This is a genomic window from Candidatus Rickettsia kedanie (assembly GCF_045865205.1).
Lineage (GTDB): Bacteria > Pseudomonadota > Alphaproteobacteria > Rickettsiales > Rickettsiaceae > Rickettsia > Rickettsia australis.
Map to the genome: position 1 here is coordinate 1 of NZ_BAABMM010000029.1, position 17,974 is coordinate 17,974.

The following is a 17,974-nucleotide window of genomic DNA, read 5'->3' on the forward strand; positions in this document are numbered from 1 at the left end:
CGCTCAAGGCATTCAAGGCGAAATGAGAATTATTACTGAAAATCTATTAGCATTTTAATACATAACATATACTACTTTGTAAACCTTCACAAAATAAACTCACAATAACTATTTGTAACAGTGCCAACCGTAAAGTTCTTCGATAGCTCCGCCCCAAGCAAGCCAATGAGCTGTAGTATTACCATTTATTATATGCAGTTTTAATACAATTTTTAATAAAATTACCCTATCTTTTATCTGCTGCTGATTATTAGACGTTAAAGTGAGTACAGAATTCATAAATCATAAAGCTTCTAAAGCATTAACATTTATTGCTGCATAAGGAGATATGGTACCTTCAGGTTTTTTTAGCTGGAAAATTATATTGCCTCACTCATTTACATTAGTTGATGCTAATACCCCAACAGCCGCAGTAAATTTAAATTCTTGTATAAGTTGGGAAGGATTTGACATCATAGCTCCAAAAATTTTTTTTATAAAAAAAGTATCAATATAAAATAAACTACAAAATTATATGGTCTAGAAATTATTAAAAGCTTAACTATTATCTAATACCAAGGAGCAAGAGATAAGTTTATTTTAATCCCTTTAACAGTAATATCAGCTGCTTTACAAGTAAGGTATTTTTCTTCTCTGATTAGGACGATTGCTTTATTACGGTAACTTGAGCATATTACACCGATTTTATCGTTATCTGCGAGTATTGCTTCATCTTTAACTAATGAGGATAAATCTTCATTTGCTGTAATTTTATATATCTTTCTTCTTATAACACCTTGATATTTAGCTCTTGAAATAACTTCTTGCCCGACATAACAGCCTTTGTCAAAACTAATTGCATTTAACTCCTCAGCACCGTACATATTTGGAATAGATTTATCGGTGATTAAATCTTCCACACCGTCTATTATTGCGAAATTATATTTATCTTCTAGATATAAGGAGGCTGGATTCCCGCCTTCGCGGGAATGACATGGGGAGCGGGGTGTTGCATGGATCGATTCCATCTCCGTCACCCCGTGGCTTCTCCACGGGGTCCAGTCTTTTTTAATTGTGTTCTGGATACCGTAGTCAAACCACGGTATGACACCGCACTTATTTATAGAACGAAAACCAAGCATAGAATATCTCGGATCACGAGACGAAACTAGTGTGTCTATATCTAATTTTTGAAGTGAGTAGATAACTTTATATTCGTCACTACAATCTATTATTTGTATTTTAGAGCGCAATTTATAGAAGTTTAAATGCTCTATCAAAGCAGCTTTATTACTTTTATCAATATCAAGGTAAATTTCTTCAAGGTTGCGAACATACACGAAAAAATCAAATAAATATCTTCCTTGATTAGTAAGTAAATAGGTATAGCAATACTGACTTTTCTTAATATCGTTAGTAACAAGATTTTGTAGGAACTTTACGGAATCTAAACCTATTATTTTGATAATCTCTCTATTACTTAATATTTCATACATAATTATAATATTATTGACTTTATAGGTACCTAACTACTATACTCTAAATTTATATAAATTAAACTTAATAATCATGAGATGTTCATCTTACTGTACTGCTTCCGAATATAAGATGAGTGATCTAGTTACTAATTTAAAAAAGATTGGTCTTGAGCCTCAACATTTTGACGATGTTTTATATATTCGGAAAGAGATAAATCAAGATTCTGATTTTATAGAGATATTTTTCTTTCCATTTGGCTGTGTAACTATTTGGGGCGGCGATGAAATTCAAGAAAAAATAGTTTTAAGCGATACTGATTTAGTAACAGTAAATAAGCTTAAAGAGCCGTTATCTGATTATATTTATTTTGAATATAATACGGAAGTCAAGAAAACATTTATTGATGAAGAAAAAAATAAAATAATCTTAGCAGATAAATCAGTTTTTGTTAAACTTTCTATTTGCCATGCTCTTGCACAATCGGTTAAACTTAGCGTTCTTGAGCAGTCTGTTAGTAACTTGATTGTTCAGACAACTCCTATACAACAGGAACTGGCTAGGACCGGTAGCGTATCGCTTTCTAAAAAGGAGATATTACAGCAAATAGGTATATTATTTAACGAGCGTTATTCTATTAGCTTGCATAGCGATATATTCGATACTCCTGAATTCTTTTGGCGTCGTCCGAGCTATGAGCCTCTATATCTGATGACAGCAGAGTTCCAAGACATAGAAATACGGCAAAATATAATGAATCACCGGCTTAATATGATTCACGAGCTTTTGGATATTCTTTCAAATGACCTTAATTATAAACATTCTACCAAACTTGAGTGGATTATTATTATTTTAATCGGTCTTGAAGTGGTCCTGTCGTTGTCTCATACTAATCTTTTCTTAAAAATTATTGGAGCTTTATAAATAGCTTCTATGCAAATTATTGATAATCAAAAAACATTAGAAGAATTTTGTAACAGGTTAGCAAATAAGACATGCTTAAGCATAGATACGGAATTTGAGCGTCGCTATACCTATTATGCTCAGCTTAGTATAATTCAAGTTAAAGCAGAAGAATATTGCGGAGTAATTGATGCATTAAGCAGTTTAGATCTAAATATTTTTAATAGGTTACTTGCAGATAATAATATTACTAAAATATTTCATGCTCCTCGGGAAGATTTAGAGATTTTCTATAATTTATTTAAAACACTACCTTCTAATGTTTTTGATATACAAATTGCAGCAAATATTTGTGGATTCGGTAAACAGCTAAGCTATGATGACCTTTGCTATAAGCTAATCGGTATTACTATTGATAAAACCCACCAAAAATCTAACTGGCTAAAACGCCCTATCACTAGTGATATGTTAAATTATGCAATGTTAGACGTGGAGTATTTGTATAAGATATATCAAGAGTTAAATAATATAATTATTAGAGATAATTTAACTAATAAATACCAAATTACTCTTAGTTCTTTATTAGACGTTAGAAATTATAAGGTTGAGCCGAAAGATGCGTGGAAAAAAATAAAATATAGAAGTGATGATGAGAGTTTTAACCGTAAAATTCAAGCACTTGCAGCTTATCGTGAAGAGAATGTACAAACTATAAATATTCCTCGTAAGCATTTTATTTTAGATGAAGATATAATAAAGCTTAGTAAATACCCGCCATTGAATCACAAGGATTTTAAAAATCTCAATTTAAAAAGTAAATATTTACACAAACAAAAATATAAAGATGAAATAATAAGTTTGTGTAATAACTTATAAGAAAAAAGCTACAAATCAAATAATTTGTAGCTATATATGAATAGAAAAAAGTTAGCCAACTAATGTCACTTGTATCTCACTATCTTGTACTATTTTGACATATTCATTGTATGCCTAATCAGGCAAGTTACTAAATGCCTGATCGATGATAAGTGTCCCTACTCCTATCAATGCTAATTGAAAGCAAATGTCTCCAGTCTGAGTATCACCGGATACTTGTCCTGTTTCTAGCCAATCTCCAAATGCTTGTGCAAAAAAAAGCAAAAGGTACACCGAGCAATATGACAATTTTTTTATTATATCAACCATTTTACCCTAAGTTGATTTTTGTAATAATAATATACAAATATAATATTTTATACAATTAAAAAAATTAAGGTTATTATACCGCAATCACAAAATCAAGTTTACGATCATGAGGTGCAACAGGAAAATTATCTATTAACTGCTCTTTTCAACAAATTCCGACAGCCAATATATTTCGGTTATTATTAAGATATAGATCAAAATGTCCTTTGCCATATCCAAGTCTGTAACCCTCATTACTAAACGCACGACCTGGGATAATCACTAACTCAGGAATAAAAAAATCATTATTTAGAGGCTCATAGGTTTTAAATTCACCTGCACTAGTTCATCATTGGATTTATATGAACAATATTTGATTTCATCTGCTATAATTTTTGGTAGGAAAAATTTTATTTCAGGATGTAAGTTTGTTATTTCAAGTAAATTAATTTCGTATTTTAGAGGATAATAGAGACCAATTGTTTGTACTTTTAACTCCTTATAATAACAGGTTAATTTTATTGATTAGGGCGTTTTTAAATAAGTCGTAATTAATCTTATCTTGGTTTTTTATTAAAAATTCTTTGAAATAAAGACGCAGCTCTTGTGTGGTCATTGTTACTGTCATTCCAGCACTCCTCTATGTCATTCCCGCGTAGGCGGGAACACAGAAAATAACCTTAATATTAGTACAAAAATTACATTCAATATTTGAAAAATAAACATATAAAAACAAATTTTTTATATGTTTTACTAGATTCCCGCCTACGCGGGAATGACATTGGAGTAGAACAACATCACATATTGATAGTTCTCTTATCCACACTAAGAGCTGCTTCTTTTATAGCCTCGCTTAAAGTCGGGTGGGCGTGGCAGGTTCTTGCTATATCTTCTGAAGCTGCTCCGAATTCCATATAAGCAGTAAGCTCGGCAATGAGTGTACCTGCATTGGCTCCTATAATATGAGCTCCTAAAACCCTATCGGTTTTACTATCGGCAAGGATCTTAACCATCCCTTCTGTACTACCGATTGCTCTTGCTCTACTATTTGCTAAAAACGGAAACTTACCTACTTTATAATTAATGCCTTGTTCTTTTAACTGTTCTTCCGTTTCACCGACGCTTGCTACTTCAGGATAAGTATATATTACGCTTGGAATTAGATTATAGTTAACATGTCCTGCCTGCCCTGCCATAATTTCCACGGCAGCTACAGCCTCTTCCTCGGCTTTATGAGCAAGCATAGCTCCCTTTACCACATCCCCGACTGCGTAAATATTTGCAATTGCTGTTTGGAACCGGTCATTAATCTCAATTCTACCTTGCTTATCTGTAATAATGCCGACAGACTCAAACCCTAGATTTTGCGTATAGGCTTTTCTACCTACTGCCATTAATATCACATCGCTAGTTACTACCGAACTCTTACCGCCCTCCTCTATTGTCAGATCTACTTTTCCTGACTTTACTTCAGCAGACAACACTTTAGTATTTAGTTTAAACTCTATACCTTGTTTTTGCTGTAGCTTCATAAACTGCGTAGCAATTTCCTTATCAAGCATAGGCATCATGCTCGGTGCATACTCAATAACCGTTACTTTAGCACCTAAACGACGCCAAACTGAGCCGAGTTCTAAGCCTATATATCCTCCCCCGACAACTATTAAGGTCTCAGGTACTTTAGAAAGCTTTAAAGCTCCGGTAGATGAAACTATAAACTCTTCATCTATTTTGATATTTGGTATTTCTATGACGCTGGAACCTGTAGTAATTAGGATATTTTTGGCTTTAATTTGCTCCTTATTTACTTCCACAATGTTGCTCGCGATAATTTTAGCTTCGCCCTTTATCCTAGTAATCTTATTCTTAGCAAATAAGCTTTCTATCCCTTTTGTAAGGTCAGAAACTACTTTATCTTTATTAGCTAGCATTTTTTGTAAGTCTAATTTTACATCTGCAGTAATACCTATACTCTCAAAATGCTTTAAAGCTTCTTCATATTTTTCAGAGGAATTAAGTAAAGCTTTAGACGGTATGCACCCTATATTTAAACAAGTGCCACCGAGAGTATCATTTTTCTCAACACACGCTACTTTCATACCAAGCTGAGCAGCTCTAATACTACCTGTATAACCGGCCGGACCGCTACCTATTACCACTAAATCAAATTCCTGCATATGTTTACCTTATATTATCCTCTCTTTGTCATACCGTGGCTTGACCACGGTATCCAGAAAAAAATTAAAAAAGACCGGATCCCACGATCAAGTCGCAGGATGACAATATTCAAACCACAGCATGACAACAATACAATATTATAAACCCTATAACAACTTTAATCTTATACTATTTTTATTGGGTGAAGCAATAAAACTAATTAAATTAATATTATCTTCAAAGCCGTTTGTATAATTTTGTAGTAAAGAAAACATCTTTTTAGAAATAGCGTAATTATGACTAGAATTTAGTGAATTTGACTCACCGATATTTTTTATTTCCCTCATTAAAGCTACGAGATTATCAAATTTTAGCTCTATATTTTCATAGTCAATAATTACTTCGGCAAATCCTGCTTGCAATAATAGCATTGGGACATGGTCAAAATGAATAAAGGGAGAAATATGAGGATAGTGTTTAAAACCACTTGCTGTTTCGGCATCTATTAAAGATTTACGTAAATTCTTTAAACTATTTCCGCCGACAAAATTACCGATAAAAATACCCTCAGGTTTTAAAAATGTTTTTATATTAGACAGAAAACTCTGCACATCATTTATCCAGTGTAACCCTAATGAATAAATAATTAAATCAAAAGAATCTTTTGGAAATTCTAAATCTTCATCATCAATTAACAATTTGTGATTATACTCAAAAGAATCAAGCAATAAAGGCGACATATCTGTTACGGTAATATTGGCACTGCGATAAGCATTTTTTAGTAAGCTCGTAAGATAACCACACTTAGCCGATATTTCTAGAATATCAGAAACATCCTTATCAATCATCCCTAATCGACTTATTATATCATTAGCTGCATGCTTGATAAATAAGCTGTTATTTATTCCCGCTACTGCGTTATTTCGGTGATTTTTTAGCTTTAATCTGTTGAAAATATATAATTCTCTCATTTGTTGTTTAGAATTAAAGTCCTTAATTAGGTCTTCTATTCCTATAGTTTTTCCATCTTTTACTGGCTGATAATTCAAAAAATCATCTTTTAGCAAGCTATTTTGAATAAGTTTTCTCTGTCTTGCAGTGTGAATATCATCCCCTTTAACTCTATCTAATCCTTCAAAATTCTCCTGGACACCTACAACTATAGGTTTTGTATTTTGATTATTAGGCGATAAAGGTTCTAAACTCAACAGGCCTTTTTCTGAAGGATTTAAATCCGAAGTTAGATCCCAATGCTCTCAGTAGACAGGTGTTAGTTGTTTATCATTACTAGAAACTTTTTTTCTTTCTACCGCTGAAACATTGTTCTCGGTCTTATTGGATTCTCCTAGAGATTTATAACTACTTATACACAACAATACTAATACAAATTTCTTTAACATAAATAACTATGTATCTTATTAATAGTTAATATAAATTAAACAATACATGAATCAAGTACTGAAATAAATTAATTATTTCTAAAGATATTATCCTCGTATTTTTTTCTATAATATATTTTGTAATTCTCATTTCTTATATCATTATACCATTGGTCTTGTTGTTTTTTAATATAATAATTTAGAGAATTAGATTTACTTTTACTGGTTTGGAAATTATCTTCACAAAATTTTAAAAAACCTGATATTAAAGTTTCGACTCCATTAGTCTCAGATTTTTTCTCAAGAAATTGCATCGAAAAATTAGTAGGATTGTTATGTTTTAAATAAAATTGCTTATATTTCTCATAAATTTTCTTTTCTTTTTTTATTTGTTGTGCAGAGAAAGATAATTTTTCCTCTAATAATTTATGAATTTCGGTACAATCGCTCCAAGGTAATTCTATTGTTAACTGCTCTTCCTGATATTCAAAATTATCTTGAATATTGTTAAAATCGGCATTTGCCTTTACCATACTTACTAATATTAAAAAACAAATTAATAGTTGTGATACACAGTTTAACTTGAAAAAGAGCAAGGAATCCACGAGGCGAGGAGCGGAGCGTATACTTAATATTTGAACACCGCAGAACTTGTAGGATGATGCAGCCAATTTTTTAAGTGCAACGAGTATATTCATAGAATTAATTAATTTTAGCAGGAACCGGTATCATAATACTACTTCTGTATCTTTTATTGCTACTAAAAAGTGATTTTTTTTGAACTTTATTATTATTGACCGGTATTAGATCTTCTAAAACCCCTTCATTATTATTTAGATAACTATGTAATGAGGCTTTATAAAGAGCCATATTACTTGCTATTTTAACTACATCTTGCTTATATTTAAACCCTAAAGCATGAGTGGCTGAGTGGTAATGCGCTATAGCTTTGTGCCAACTCCCTAGCTGAGCATATTTTGAACGTAAGAATTTTGCTCCGTAATGAACATTATTATTTGGATCAAATGCCTGTTCAAGGGAATTAAAAGCTTCTAAATGATGTCTTAAGTTAATCTGCATACATCCGACATCAATACTCTCTTGCCCTCTTATAAGCTCTATTCTAACAAAACTTATGGCTTCTCTTTTTGTGTTAAAATAATAGCCTTTTCCTTCAACGTTTACCGTCCAAGGCCATACTACTCTAATTTTACGGGTTGTATGTTTTTTTCCCGATTCTTTTAAAGCTATTGAATGTAACGTATTAGATGGGATATTAAATTTTTTTTCAAAGTAAGGAAAAAGTTTTGAACATTTAAAGGATTCAGCTATTTCAGGATCGGCAATAGCCGGATTTGAAAAGAAGAGAAAGGATAATAATAGGAGTAGTATAGTTTTAACATCATTCCTATACTCTTCTATATCATTCCCGCTTTCACGGGAATGATATAGGAAAATTTGGCACAATTCCCAAACCATACCGGCAACGCTAAAATAAACTTGAGTTACAATAAGATAAATTAGTCTACCATAACTTATCTTATGAAGCAAGGGAAGTGATGAGATAAGAAACAAACCAGATTACTTATAAATCATTAGCATCAAAATTATCTTTAGTAATACCTAATGTTTCTAATATTTGTTCAAGTTCTATTACTACAGGCTCTAACTCAGCTGACTTTTTATTAAAGTTAAAGTTTTCTGAGATTAATGTTTCTTCATTTAAACTTGCAGTTCTAACTATACTCAATCTTACGCCAACTTCTTTAAGCCATTGATATGTATTATTAACATATTCATTATTTCTATAATAATCACTACAATCATTTAGTATTACGTGAAATATTTCTGCTTTTAATGGATCGCTTTTAGTGACCGGTAAATTTTGAGCAAGTAACTCTAATATATCCTTACCTTTTATATAATAGCTTCATTATTATTTTTTGCTTCTTTTGAAACCTGTTCTAAGGACAACAAGCCTTGCCTTAACGCTATATTATCAATATTACTAGTTTCAATAAACTTTTTAATTTCGATAAGTATGCTCAAATAATCTGTCGTCTCTAGTGGTTTTACTGTATCTTTTTTAATTTTTCAACTAATGACTCTTTCACAAAAATACATCCTTATTTAAATTAAAATCTTAAAAACCATGGAATATGGATCCTAAATTTTTGAAAATGGGAGTGTATAGAATTTGTAAAATTTTGTCAATAAAATATAAGGTTTGTGTATAGAAATTATTAATTATTTTTAAGAAAAAGAGAAATATCATAACTTCCCTTATGAAACAAAGAAGGTTATGATATTTAAGATTTGAAGACTTAATATAAATCAAGACCAGCATGTAAAGTATCGCCTAAAGAATCGACTTCATGGTTGTTTAAATTACTTCCAGTAATTTCAAAATTTTCACTTCTAGAAAAGTTTTCTTCATACCATTTTATATATGCTTCTGCTGCTGTTTTTAATGGATTTAATGGTTCTCCACCAAACATAGAGCCTAATACTTGTAATGGATTACTTATTCCTTCTGTTATTACTGTACAATATTCATATTTTAGCGCTTTACTTTCTTTATCTAATATAGGTAGTAAATCTTCTATAAATTCTGCTAAATTTTGAAACTCATCTGACTCTACAAATAAAGACTTACTTACAAAATTCAGAGAAGTATTTAAAGCTTAATCTATTATCTCTACATCTTCGGTTTCTAAGACTCTATTTATATATTCTTCACTGATTACTATTTTGTAATTTTTTATTAACTTATTGATTTCATTAATACTTTCTTTAACATTAAACTCTACTCTATTAGAGCTAGCGGTATTTGAACTAGTAGAAGGTTGTTTACCTAATTATGCATTATTTAATATTGCACCGGCATGATTTTGCCATGCTTGATAATTTTCCGGTGTTGAAGTTGCTTTATTAGCAAGGGTAGTTGCTTGATTAAATAAAACATTCCAATGATCAGAACTAGGATTATTTAAATCCAACTCTTTTGGCATTCCTGCAGGTGGAGCGAAATCATCATCAGAAATATTTTATTCTTCATCAGAAGATATAACTTCAAATGCATCTTTTGTTGTCTCCATACTATTCCATCTAACTCCTAACACTAAAAGTTTATCACTATTTATCAACTCTTGATATTTTGCAGCTGCATGTTTTACATTTGGATTACTTTTATAATTATCAGGGATAGCATATAAACCCATACTCTCCTTTATTTATTTCTTCTAGTATAAGATTAAATATTTCTGATTTAATAGGATGATTTTTTGTTGCTTGTAAATTTTTCTCTAGAAGCTTTAGTATCTGATCGCCTTGTGCTGCCCCTTTATTATTTTCCCAGCCTCTTGTTAAACTACAATAATCTATACCTGATGTTTTAGCATGTCTAATACCGCTTTTATAGTTTTCCATTGATTATTAGCTTTTTTTCACCTTGTTGCTCATCTTTAATAGCATTCTCAGCCTATTGAGCAAGCTGAACATATGCATTAAATATGGATACATGTTTACCTGGATAATCTACTTTTGTAATTATTTCAGATAGATCAAATTTTTGAACTAATTTCGGTAATTCAACAAGAAATTCATCATCATATGGTTTGTCTAAACTCCATTCTCTTCCATTTTGTTTAATTTCATTTATAGTGACTTGATTAAAATCATATGACGAATATTTTTTCATAATTTGACCTTTGTATAAATACATTATCTTATTAATTATGTCAATAAAAACCACGAAATATGGTATTTTGTTTAAAAATGTTTTAAATTGGTAATTGACTGATTAAATAAAAATGTTTATTATTAGTCCAAATTAAATGTAATTAAGTATATTTTATGAAAGTCGTTAGCTCATTAAAATCACTAAAAAAGCGTGCTAAAGATTGTCAAATCGTTAAAAGAAGAGGCAAAATTTTTGTGATAAATAAAAAGAACAAAAGATTTAAAGCGAAACAAGGTTAATTGTTTCTAGATAGAATATGGCCGGGCACTCAAAGTTTAAAAATATTCAGCATCGTAAAGGAGCTCAAGATAAAAAAAGAGCAAAAGTTTTTACTAAATTAATTCGTGAAATAGTTACTGCAGTTAAAACTGGCTCTTCTAATATCCCTGAAGATAATCCACGCCTTAGAAATGCTTTAACCGCCGCACGCAGTCAAAATCTCCCAAAAGAAAGAATAGATAAAGCTATTAATAGTGCTGACGATGCTAATACCGAAAATTATACGGAAATTAGATATGAAGGTTATGCACCGAACGGTATTGCTATAATAGTTGAAACTTTAACCGATAATAAAAACCGTACTGCTGCTGAAGTGCGTTCCGGTTTTACCAAATACGGTGGCAGTTTAGGTGAAACAGGTAGCGTTAATTATTTATTCAAACATTGCGGAGTGCTTCAGTATCCAACAACCATAGCATCGAATGAAGAGATTTTTGAGGCAGCTATAGAAGCCGGAGGGGATGATATCGTATCTAATGCAATATGCCATACAATCTATACGGATATTGAAAATTTTTCTAAAGTTCTAGAATTTTTAACCGGTAAATATGGTATACCTGAAGACTCTTATATAGGCTGGATTCCATTAAATACAATAATTATAGATGATAAGGAAAAAGCTAAAAAATTACTAAAGCTTGTAGAAATTTTAGAAGAAAGTGACGATGTACAAAGAGTTTTCGGTAATTATGAATTATCTGATGATGTTTACGAAATAATACAAGGAGAAGAATGACTTATAACGATACAAATTATCAAATAATTATTTTAGCAGCCGGTAAAGGTATTAGAATGGAGTCCGATTTACCAAAAGTAATGCATAAAGTTGGCGGAGTTCCAATGCTTGAAACGGTATTAAAGAATTCGCTTAACGTCACAAATGATGTAATTATAGTTTATTCAGAAGAACTTAAAAAACATTTAATGCCCTATGAAAATATGTGTCGCTTTGTACTGCAAGAAGAACCTAAAGGCACAGCTCATGCTACTTATGCAGTAATAGATTTAATGGATAAAAATAAAACAATATTAGTTTTATACGGTGATCATCCTCTTATTACTCCAAAACTTATGCATGAATTAATAGATTACTTAAGCCTTACTAATTCTGCATTAGTTACTTTAAGCTTTGAGAGAGCAAATCCGGCTCAATATGGAAGAATAGCTACTGATAACCATGGTGAATTTTTAGAGATAATTGAATATAAAAATGCAAGCGAAGAAGAGAAAAACATCAAACTTTGTAATTCAGGTATTATGGCTTTCAGTAGCGGAATTTTAAATAAATACTTACCTTTATTTGCTACTAATACTAACGGTAATAAGGAAGTTTATTTAACTGAAATAGTAAAAATATGTAAAAATCACGGTGAAAAAGTTTCATATTTATTGTCTACTGATCATGATTTAATTGTTGGTGTTAATACTAAAAATGAGCTAGAAGAAGCTAATAATATTTTTTCTAAGAATAAGTCTTAGCGTTGCCGGTATATGGATCGTTTTTATCGTTATTGTGAGGCAACACTGTAAGTTTTGACTAAGCAATCTCAGGAGTTTGTTATTATTGCCTGAGATTGCCGCACAGCCTACGGTTGCGTAGCTCATGACAATTCTTGAGTCATGTGGGCAACGTCTGGAGTCGCTCGCAAGGCCATTGCCCGCGCGTGTATACTGATGTCATTCCTGCGAACGCAGGAATCCAGCATGAAGCGAGCTTTTAATTTCAAAAATTTGTTGTATTTATACTTTTTTCTGGATTCCAGCTTTTAGCTAAGAATGACAAAAGAGCATTACCGGTCCACGCAACAATGCCCGCTTGCAATGATGTTTTGGTAAATTTCTTAGATCGTGCACATAACGCTAAAAATTTTGGAGAGATGGCCGAGCGGTTTAAGGCGCACGCCTGGAAAGTGTGTTCACGGCAACGTGTCGGGGGTTCGAATCCCCCTCTCTCCGCCAGCTCTAGAAAGCTCGCGGCTTCTTGTAGTTTATTGAACGGGAAAACCAAGATATAACCAAGGTCTTCGCCTCTCAAATTTAGGGTTGTCAAACCTTTAAAAGTTTCATACGCATTTGTGATTACATTTATAAAGTCTAAAAGCTTTTTAAAAAGCTTATCGTCTACTAATGACCCCATATTGATAGTCTTTTTAATTGCTATTTTTACTTTTATGATAAAAATAGTTGTATATTTATATTACTTTCTCTATTATAGCCATAATTTTATAAGTTACAATTATATACCTAATAATCAATTAAGTTGTGGCTCATAAAGATTTATCACATTTAACAGAAGAACAAATCAAATATTTAATAAAACGTTATTATAATTACGCAAAAATACCAGATGTATTAAAAGAATTTGAGATTAATGTATATCCTAGCATGTTATAATTAAACTGTTTCCGCCTGTAGTTTAGCACATAGGATACCATTATTATGTTCCTCCATACAATTTAAATGAAGAAGAGTTAGCCCAAGAGCAAGAACTACAAAAAGCTCAAATAATTGCTCTTACAAATTATAATTTTGATGAGTATGAAAGCATTGATAAAAAATTAAACTCTTTAGGTAAGTTTATACCTTGGATGATACATTCTGATAGAGAAGATCATGGCACTTGTGTATTTCATTCACAAGTTATTAGTGATTGGAAAACTATAATTCAAATTTCTGAAGAATTTTTTAAATTACTGTGGAAAATATAATTTAGTAAATCTTACTACAACCTAATCTCTGCTTTTGCTAAATCTTTTAAAGTACGTGATCCAGTACATATCATGGTAATTTTAAGCTGCTCGATTATCAATTGTATCTCTTTTCTGAAGTATCATAATTGACCGGCAAATCCAAAAATACTAGCTCCCATACGGATTGCTTTTGCTCCGTCAATGTTTAACCCGCCGCTAGCAATAATCGAAATGTCCCCCGAAACTTCTCTCACCATTTTTAGAGAATCTAAAGTCGGGATTCCCCAGTTAATAAAACTACTAGCTATACGGTGTTGCAATGAATTTGTAGCACGGTAAGCCTCTACTTGACTCCAAGATGTTCCGCCGCTCCCTGCAATATCACGAACCTTAACCCCTACCTTTATAAGGCTTTCAGCAACTTTTTTAGACAAACCATATCCTACTGCTTTAACGACTACAGAGACAGAGAGGTAATTAACCAATTCTTGTATCTTCGGTAAAAGATTTTCCCAATTTCTATTACCTTCCGGTTGAGTCAATTCCTGTAACACGTTTAAGTGTAAAATTAAGGCATCAGCTTTAACGACATCAACTAAATAACTGATATTCTTTTGGTGTTACTCCATAATTAAGCTGCACTGCTAGTAATGGGATATCGGGAGCAATATGCCTTACGGCAAATGTCGTAATCGTATACGGCTTCGTTAACAAAACCCGTATAGAGCCAAGCCCCATAGCAATTCCGGCTTTTTGTGCGGCTTGTGTAAGCCTATAGTTAATATCGCTAGCTCTCGCCGTTCCTCCGGTCATACTAGAAATTAGAATAGGTGCTTGTAGGTATTTTCCGAGGAAAGTAGTAGTATCTATGCTATCATAGTTAATTTCCAGTAATGCGTTGTGAATAAATTGAATAGATTCAAAACCGCTTTTAAGTATAGATTCAACGTTTTTTGTAAGATTAATTTCAATATGGTCTTGCTTTCTTTCTATATCTAAATTCTAATCTTTCGGCATTTTCTCACTAATTCTTTTTTACAGTTAATCTATATCAATATCCCTAGCTTTACAAAATATATTTAGTATTGCCTTAAAAAAGGTAATTTTATTGTCATTCCTGCAAATGCAGCCTTGTTGCATGGCTCGAAAAACATCCTCGGTGTCATACCGTGGCTTGACATACCAACTAATTTAATTTCTGATAATTGTGTAATTACTTTATTCATTTTATAGTCTCTTAATTAATTCACTAAGTAAGTTAAAACTAATCTAAAAAGGAATTATGATAAAGATTGAATATTATCTAACTTTTTTGAAAAGTAAAAAGTTCTTAGTTTATAATATGTTTATTGTTTGAAGTGTTTATAAATTGAAATAGAAATAAGACATGGTGGAGCCAGAGGGAATCGAACCCTCGACCTCTTGAATGCCATTCAAGCACTCTACCAACTGAGCTATGACCCCAATAACAAATTAATTTTCTTATACTATAATAATAAAACTAAATCTATAAGATTTTTTTATAAAATTCTTTGAGCATTGCTAACTAAGTATAGATTAATTATTGAGTTAGCAATACCAATTTTTTATTTTGCTGACATTGTCATAGCATCTCTAGAAGAAATTATATTATCGATTATTCCAAATTTCTTTGCTTCTTCTGGTGACATGAAGTTATCACGTTCCATACTTTTTTCGATATGTTTTAACTCTTGTCCAGTATGTTTACTATACAATTCGTTAAGTAACCTTTTGATTTTTAGAATTTCTTGAGCATGGATTTCTATATCGGTAGCTTGCCCTTTATAACCTCCTGACGGTTGATGGATCATAATACGGCTATGAGGTAAACTATAACGCATCCCCTGCGTGCCTCCGCAAAGTATAAGTGAACCCATAGAACAAGCTTGACCTATGCAAAGCGTTGCCACTTTAGGTTTTATATATTGCATTGTGTCATAAATCGCAAGACCTGCGGTTACAACTCCTCCAGGGGAATTGATATACATATATATATCTTTTTTAGGATTTTCTGCTTCAAGAAACAATAATTGTGCAACAATTAAGTTTGCCATATGATCTTCAACAGTGCTACATACAAAGATTATACGCTCTTTTAGCAATCTTGAATATATATCATAAGCACGCTCCCCTCGAGAGGTTTGCTCAATTACTATCGGTACATACGACATTAATATTTTCTCCTGAGATTGATTATATGATGTTTCGTCATTGCGAGCGAACGTGGTCTGCGTGGATATTGAAACTCGTCATTGTTAGGAAAAACTGTAAGTTTTGACGAAGCAACCCAGTTAAAAATTCTGTAAATCAGAATTTTTTAATTATTTTTACTGGATTGCCACACCTCCATACGGTCGTTCGCAATGACGATTAGATATCCACACGGGCAACGCCTGCTCGCAGTGATGATTGCTTACTTCTTATCTTCTAAAGCATTAGCAAGTATATCGCCCATATTGGTGGTATTATCACTAGAACCATATTCTTTGAGAGCTTTTTGACGTTCTGCTATTTTATGAGCTTTTACCGATAATAAAATTCTACCGGTTGATTTCTCGATAGAAACAACTTTTGCTTCTATTTCTTCGTTTATTTTAAACATTTCAGGCTCCTGCTCGTCTTTTTCATCCGATAGTTCAGTTCTTTTAATAAAACCTGCCACTTTATTGTTTAATAGTACTGCGAGTCCATCATCTTTAACTTCTGTTATAAGGGCTTTAACTATTGTGCCTTTTTTATATTCGTCACTGATTTCTTGATATGGATTAGGCAACAATTGTTTTATACCTAAGCTAACTTGTTCTTTTTCAATATTCATGGCTAGAACTTTACATTCTATTTCATCACCTTTCTTGTATGATTTTAATAGATCTGTTCCCTTATATTCCCAGCTAATATCACCTTCATGAATCATGCCGTCCATATTATTACCGAGTGCAACAAAAATACCGAAATCCGTAATATTTCTAATCGGTGCTTTAATTATAGTACCGACAGGATTATTTTCAGCAAACTTTATTAAAGGATTTTCTTGGCATTGTTTAATACTTAAAGAAACACGATGCTTTTCAGTATCAACCTCTAAAACTACGAATTCTACTTCTTGCCCTATAGTTAGCGTTTTTCTAGGGTTTTGATTAGATTTTAACCAACTCATTTCGCTTGCATGAACAAGTCCCTCAAGTCCGTCTTTTAATTCTATAAATACACCGTAATCAGCAAAATTTGTAACTTTACCGGTCATTTTTTTACCGACTGGGAATTCTTCTTTAATTGCTTCCCATGGATTAGAATCAAGTTGTTTTATACCAAGTGATATTCTTTTGGTTTTTTCATCAAACTTAATAACCATTACTTTAACCTTTTGGTTAAATGCTAATACTTCTGAAGGATGGTTAACTCTTCCCCAAGAAATATCGGTTAAATGTAATAAACCGTCAACACTTCCAAGATCGATAAACGCACCATAATCAGTAATGTTTTTTACGGTTCCCTCTAATACCATGCCTTCTTTAATTTTAGATAGCATCTCATCTCTAGCTTCGGAACGTGATTCTTCTAAGATCGCTCTTCTTGAAACTACTATATTACCAAGCTTTTTATCCATGTTTAAAATTTTAAACGGTTGCTTGATATTCATTATAGAAGTAGGATCTTTAATAGGTCTAACATCAACTTGGCTTCCCGGTAAGAATGCTACTACACCGGATAAATCCACGGTAAAGCCTCCTTTCACACGACCGAAAATCGTACCGTCGACAAATTCACCCTTGGAACACATGATTTCTAGTTGTCCCCATAATTCTTCTTTAACTGCTTTTTCACGGCTCAATATCGTTCTGCCATTACGTCCTTCAATTTTCTCGATGAAAACTTCAACTACGTCCCCAACTTCAGGTAAAGCTAGAAATTCACACTTAGGTATTCTACCTTCGTTTTTTAACCCGACGTCAACAATAATCATATCGTTTTTTATTTCGATTACTTGACCTTTAACTACCATTTTTTCTTTTATATGACTTGTATCAACGGTTTCAAGCATTTTAGAAAAATCTTCTTCAAATTCGTGATTAATTGCTGCAAGTTGTGGAACAAATCGTTGTTTTAGTTTTATTGACATATTATTCTCGTAATATTAGCTAAAGTGCTTAAGCTAATAAGATTTTTTAAAGGGTTAATAACAT

Annotated in this window: 22 protein-coding genes, 2 tRNA genes and 2 pseudogenes; 7 read left to right on the forward strand and 19 right to left on the reverse strand. The window is 32.0% G+C overall.

Going from position 1 to position 17,974, the window contains the following annotated elements; all coding sequences use genetic code 11:
- Positions 1 to 108: 108 nt before the first annotated feature.
- Together ACKTSD_RS03995 and ygfZ are read right to left on the reverse strand one after the other, a co-directional pair.
- Positions 109 to 279, reverse strand: coding sequence for a hypothetical protein (locus tag ACKTSD_RS03995; protein ID WP_412708109.1), 171 nt, complete (start codon positions 277 to 279; stop codon positions 109 to 111).
- A 269-nt stretch (positions 280 to 548) separates the two neighbouring features.
- A complete protein-coding gene (gene ygfZ, locus ACKTSD_RS07845; RefSeq protein WP_456237196.1) occupies positions 549 to 1,475 on the reverse strand; it encodes a CAF17-like 4Fe-4S cluster assembly/insertion protein YgfZ in 927 nt (308 codons plus the stop codon).
- Between the two features lie 112 nt (positions 1,476 to 1,587).
- Between ygfZ and ACKTSD_RS04015 the strand changes: the two genes are divergently transcribed.
- Positions 1,588 to 2,379: an RMD1 family protein gene (locus tag ACKTSD_RS04015; protein WP_412708110.1), complete on the forward strand. Its 792-nt coding sequence runs from the start codon at positions 1,588 to 1,590 to the stop codon at positions 2,377 to 2,379.
- A gap of 9 nt (positions 2,380 to 2,388) precedes the next feature.
- Positions 2,389 to 3,234, forward strand: coding sequence for a ribonuclease D (locus tag ACKTSD_RS04020; RefSeq protein ID WP_412708111.1), 846 nt, complete (start codon positions 2,389 to 2,391; stop codon positions 3,232 to 3,234).
- Positions 3,235 to 3,616: 382 nt separating this feature from the next.
- Here ACKTSD_RS04020 and ACKTSD_RS04025 read toward each other — a convergent pair.
- A pseudogene (locus ACKTSD_RS04025) lies at positions 3,617 to 4,138 on the reverse strand (5-formyltetrahydrofolate cyclo-ligase).
- Positions 4,139 to 4,319: 181 nt separating this feature from the next.
- Positions 4,320 to 5,699 carry a dihydrolipoyl dehydrogenase gene (lpdA, locus tag ACKTSD_RS04030; protein WP_412708112.1) on the reverse strand — a complete coding sequence of 460 codons (1,380 nt, stop codon included), beginning with the start codon at positions 5,697 to 5,699 and terminating at the stop codon, positions 4,320 to 4,322.
- On the opposite strand from lpdA, the gene ACKTSD_RS07850 reads away from it, so the two are divergent.
- Positions 5,700 to 5,843, forward strand: a complete 144-nt coding sequence (locus ACKTSD_RS07850) for a hypothetical protein (protein ID WP_456237198.1) — start codon at positions 5,700 to 5,702, stop codon at positions 5,841 to 5,843.
- Positions 5,844 to 5,846: 3 nt separating this feature from the next.
- Here ACKTSD_RS07850 and ACKTSD_RS04040 read toward each other — a convergent pair whose 3' ends face one another.
- From ACKTSD_RS04040 to ACKTSD_RS04085, 10 genes are all read right to left on the reverse strand, one after another.
- The gene (locus ACKTSD_RS04040; protein WP_412708144.1) at positions 5,847 to 6,650 is read right to left on the reverse strand and encodes a methyltransferase domain-containing protein; all 804 of its coding nucleotides are present in this window, start codon (positions 6,648 to 6,650) and stop codon (positions 5,847 to 5,849) included.
- A 497-nt stretch (positions 6,651 to 7,147) separates the two neighbouring features.
- Positions 7,148 to 7,591 carry a DUF2532 domain-containing protein gene (locus tag ACKTSD_RS04045; RefSeq protein WP_412708113.1) on the reverse strand — a complete coding sequence of 148 codons (444 nt, stop codon included), beginning with the start codon at positions 7,589 to 7,591 and terminating at the stop codon, positions 7,148 to 7,150.
- Positions 7,592 to 7,760: 169 nt separating this feature from the next.
- A complete protein-coding gene (locus tag ACKTSD_RS04050) occupies positions 7,761 to 8,537 on the reverse strand; it encodes a lytic transglycosylase domain-containing protein (RefSeq protein WP_412708145.1) in 777 nt (258 codons plus the stop codon).
- A gap of 106 nt (positions 8,538 to 8,643) precedes the next feature.
- The gene (locus ACKTSD_RS04055; RefSeq protein WP_412708114.1) at positions 8,644 to 8,808 is read right to left on the reverse strand and encodes a hypothetical protein; all 165 of its coding nucleotides are present in this window, start codon (positions 8,806 to 8,808) and stop codon (positions 8,644 to 8,646) included.
- 167 nt (positions 8,809 to 8,975) lie between these two features.
- Positions 8,976 to 9,107, reverse strand: coding sequence for a hypothetical protein (locus tag ACKTSD_RS04060; protein WP_412708115.1), 132 nt, complete (start codon positions 9,105 to 9,107; stop codon positions 8,976 to 8,978).
- 275 nt (positions 9,108 to 9,382) lie between these two features.
- Positions 9,383 to 9,556 carry a hypothetical protein gene (locus tag ACKTSD_RS04065; RefSeq protein ID WP_412708116.1) on the reverse strand — a complete coding sequence of 58 codons (174 nt, stop codon included), beginning with the start codon at positions 9,554 to 9,556 and terminating at the stop codon, positions 9,383 to 9,385.
- Between the two features lie 360 nt (positions 9,557 to 9,916).
- A complete protein-coding gene (locus ACKTSD_RS04070) occupies positions 9,917 to 10,069 on the reverse strand; it encodes a hypothetical protein (RefSeq protein WP_412708117.1) in 153 nt (50 codons plus the stop codon).
- A 36-nt stretch (positions 10,070 to 10,105) separates the two neighbouring features.
- Positions 10,106 to 10,279 carry a hypothetical protein gene (locus tag ACKTSD_RS04075; RefSeq protein WP_412708118.1) on the reverse strand — a complete coding sequence of 58 codons (174 nt, stop codon included), beginning with the start codon at positions 10,277 to 10,279 and terminating at the stop codon, positions 10,106 to 10,108.
- Positions 10,257 to 10,487, reverse strand: a complete 231-nt coding sequence (locus ACKTSD_RS04080) for a hypothetical protein (protein ID WP_412708119.1) — start codon at positions 10,485 to 10,487, stop codon at positions 10,257 to 10,259. Before ACKTSD_RS04080 ends, ACKTSD_RS04075 begins: the two co-directional genes overlap by 23 nt.
- A gap of 52 nt (positions 10,488 to 10,539) precedes the next feature.
- Positions 10,540 to 10,758 (reverse strand): hypothetical protein, encoded by a 219-nt coding sequence (locus ACKTSD_RS04085; RefSeq protein WP_412708120.1) that lies wholly within the window; start codon positions 10,756 to 10,758, stop codon positions 10,540 to 10,542.
- 155 nt (positions 10,759 to 10,913) lie between these two features.
- Between ACKTSD_RS04085 and ykgO the strand changes: the two genes are divergently transcribed.
- The 4 genes from ykgO (at position 10,914) to ACKTSD_RS04105 (ending at position 13,038) form a co-directional block, all read left to right on the forward strand.
- Positions 10,914 to 11,039 carry a type B 50S ribosomal protein L36 gene (ykgO, locus tag ACKTSD_RS04090; RefSeq protein ID WP_412708121.1) on the forward strand — a complete coding sequence of 42 codons (126 nt, stop codon included), beginning with the start codon at positions 10,914 to 10,916 and terminating at the stop codon, positions 11,037 to 11,039.
- 17 nt (positions 11,040 to 11,056) lie between these two features.
- On the forward strand, positions 11,057 to 11,815 hold the full coding sequence (locus ACKTSD_RS04095; RefSeq protein ID WP_412708122.1) for a YebC/PmpR family DNA-binding transcriptional regulator: 759 nt from the start codon (positions 11,057 to 11,059) through the stop codon (positions 11,813 to 11,815).
- A complete protein-coding gene (locus ACKTSD_RS04100) occupies positions 11,812 to 12,558 on the forward strand; it encodes a sugar phosphate nucleotidyltransferase (protein WP_412708123.1) in 747 nt (248 codons plus the stop codon). The genes ACKTSD_RS04095 and ACKTSD_RS04100 overlap by 4 nt, the downstream gene beginning before the upstream one ends.
- A gap of 392 nt (positions 12,559 to 12,950) precedes the next feature.
- A tRNA-Ser gene (locus ACKTSD_RS04105) sits at positions 12,951 to 13,038 on the forward strand.
- A 763-nt stretch (positions 13,039 to 13,801) separates the two neighbouring features.
- Here the strand turns inward: ACKTSD_RS04105 and fni are convergent.
- The 5 genes and pseudogenes from fni to ACKTSD_RS04130 all read right to left on the reverse strand — a co-directional run bounded on the left by fni (position 13,802) and on the right by ACKTSD_RS04130 (position 17,910).
- A pseudogene (gene fni / locus ACKTSD_RS04110) lies at positions 13,802 to 14,762 on the reverse strand (type 2 isopentenyl-diphosphate Delta-isomerase).
- Between the two features lie 86 nt (positions 14,763 to 14,848).
- Positions 14,849 to 14,995 carry a hypothetical protein gene (locus ACKTSD_RS04115; protein ID WP_412708124.1) on the reverse strand — a complete coding sequence of 49 codons (147 nt, stop codon included), beginning with the start codon at positions 14,993 to 14,995 and terminating at the stop codon, positions 14,849 to 14,851.
- 162 nt (positions 14,996 to 15,157) lie between these two features.
- Positions 15,158 to 15,233, reverse strand: a tRNA-Ala gene (locus tag ACKTSD_RS04120).
- A 122-nt stretch (positions 15,234 to 15,355) separates the two neighbouring features.
- The gene (gene clpP, locus ACKTSD_RS04125) at positions 15,356 to 15,961 is read right to left on the reverse strand and encodes an ATP-dependent Clp endopeptidase proteolytic subunit ClpP (protein WP_412708125.1); all 606 of its coding nucleotides are present in this window, start codon (positions 15,959 to 15,961) and stop codon (positions 15,356 to 15,358) included.
- 242 nt (positions 15,962 to 16,203) lie between these two features.
- A complete protein-coding gene (locus ACKTSD_RS04130; protein WP_412708126.1) occupies positions 16,204 to 17,910 on the reverse strand; it encodes a 30S ribosomal protein S1 in 1,707 nt (568 codons plus the stop codon).
- Positions 17,911 to 17,974 lie beyond the last annotated feature (64 nt).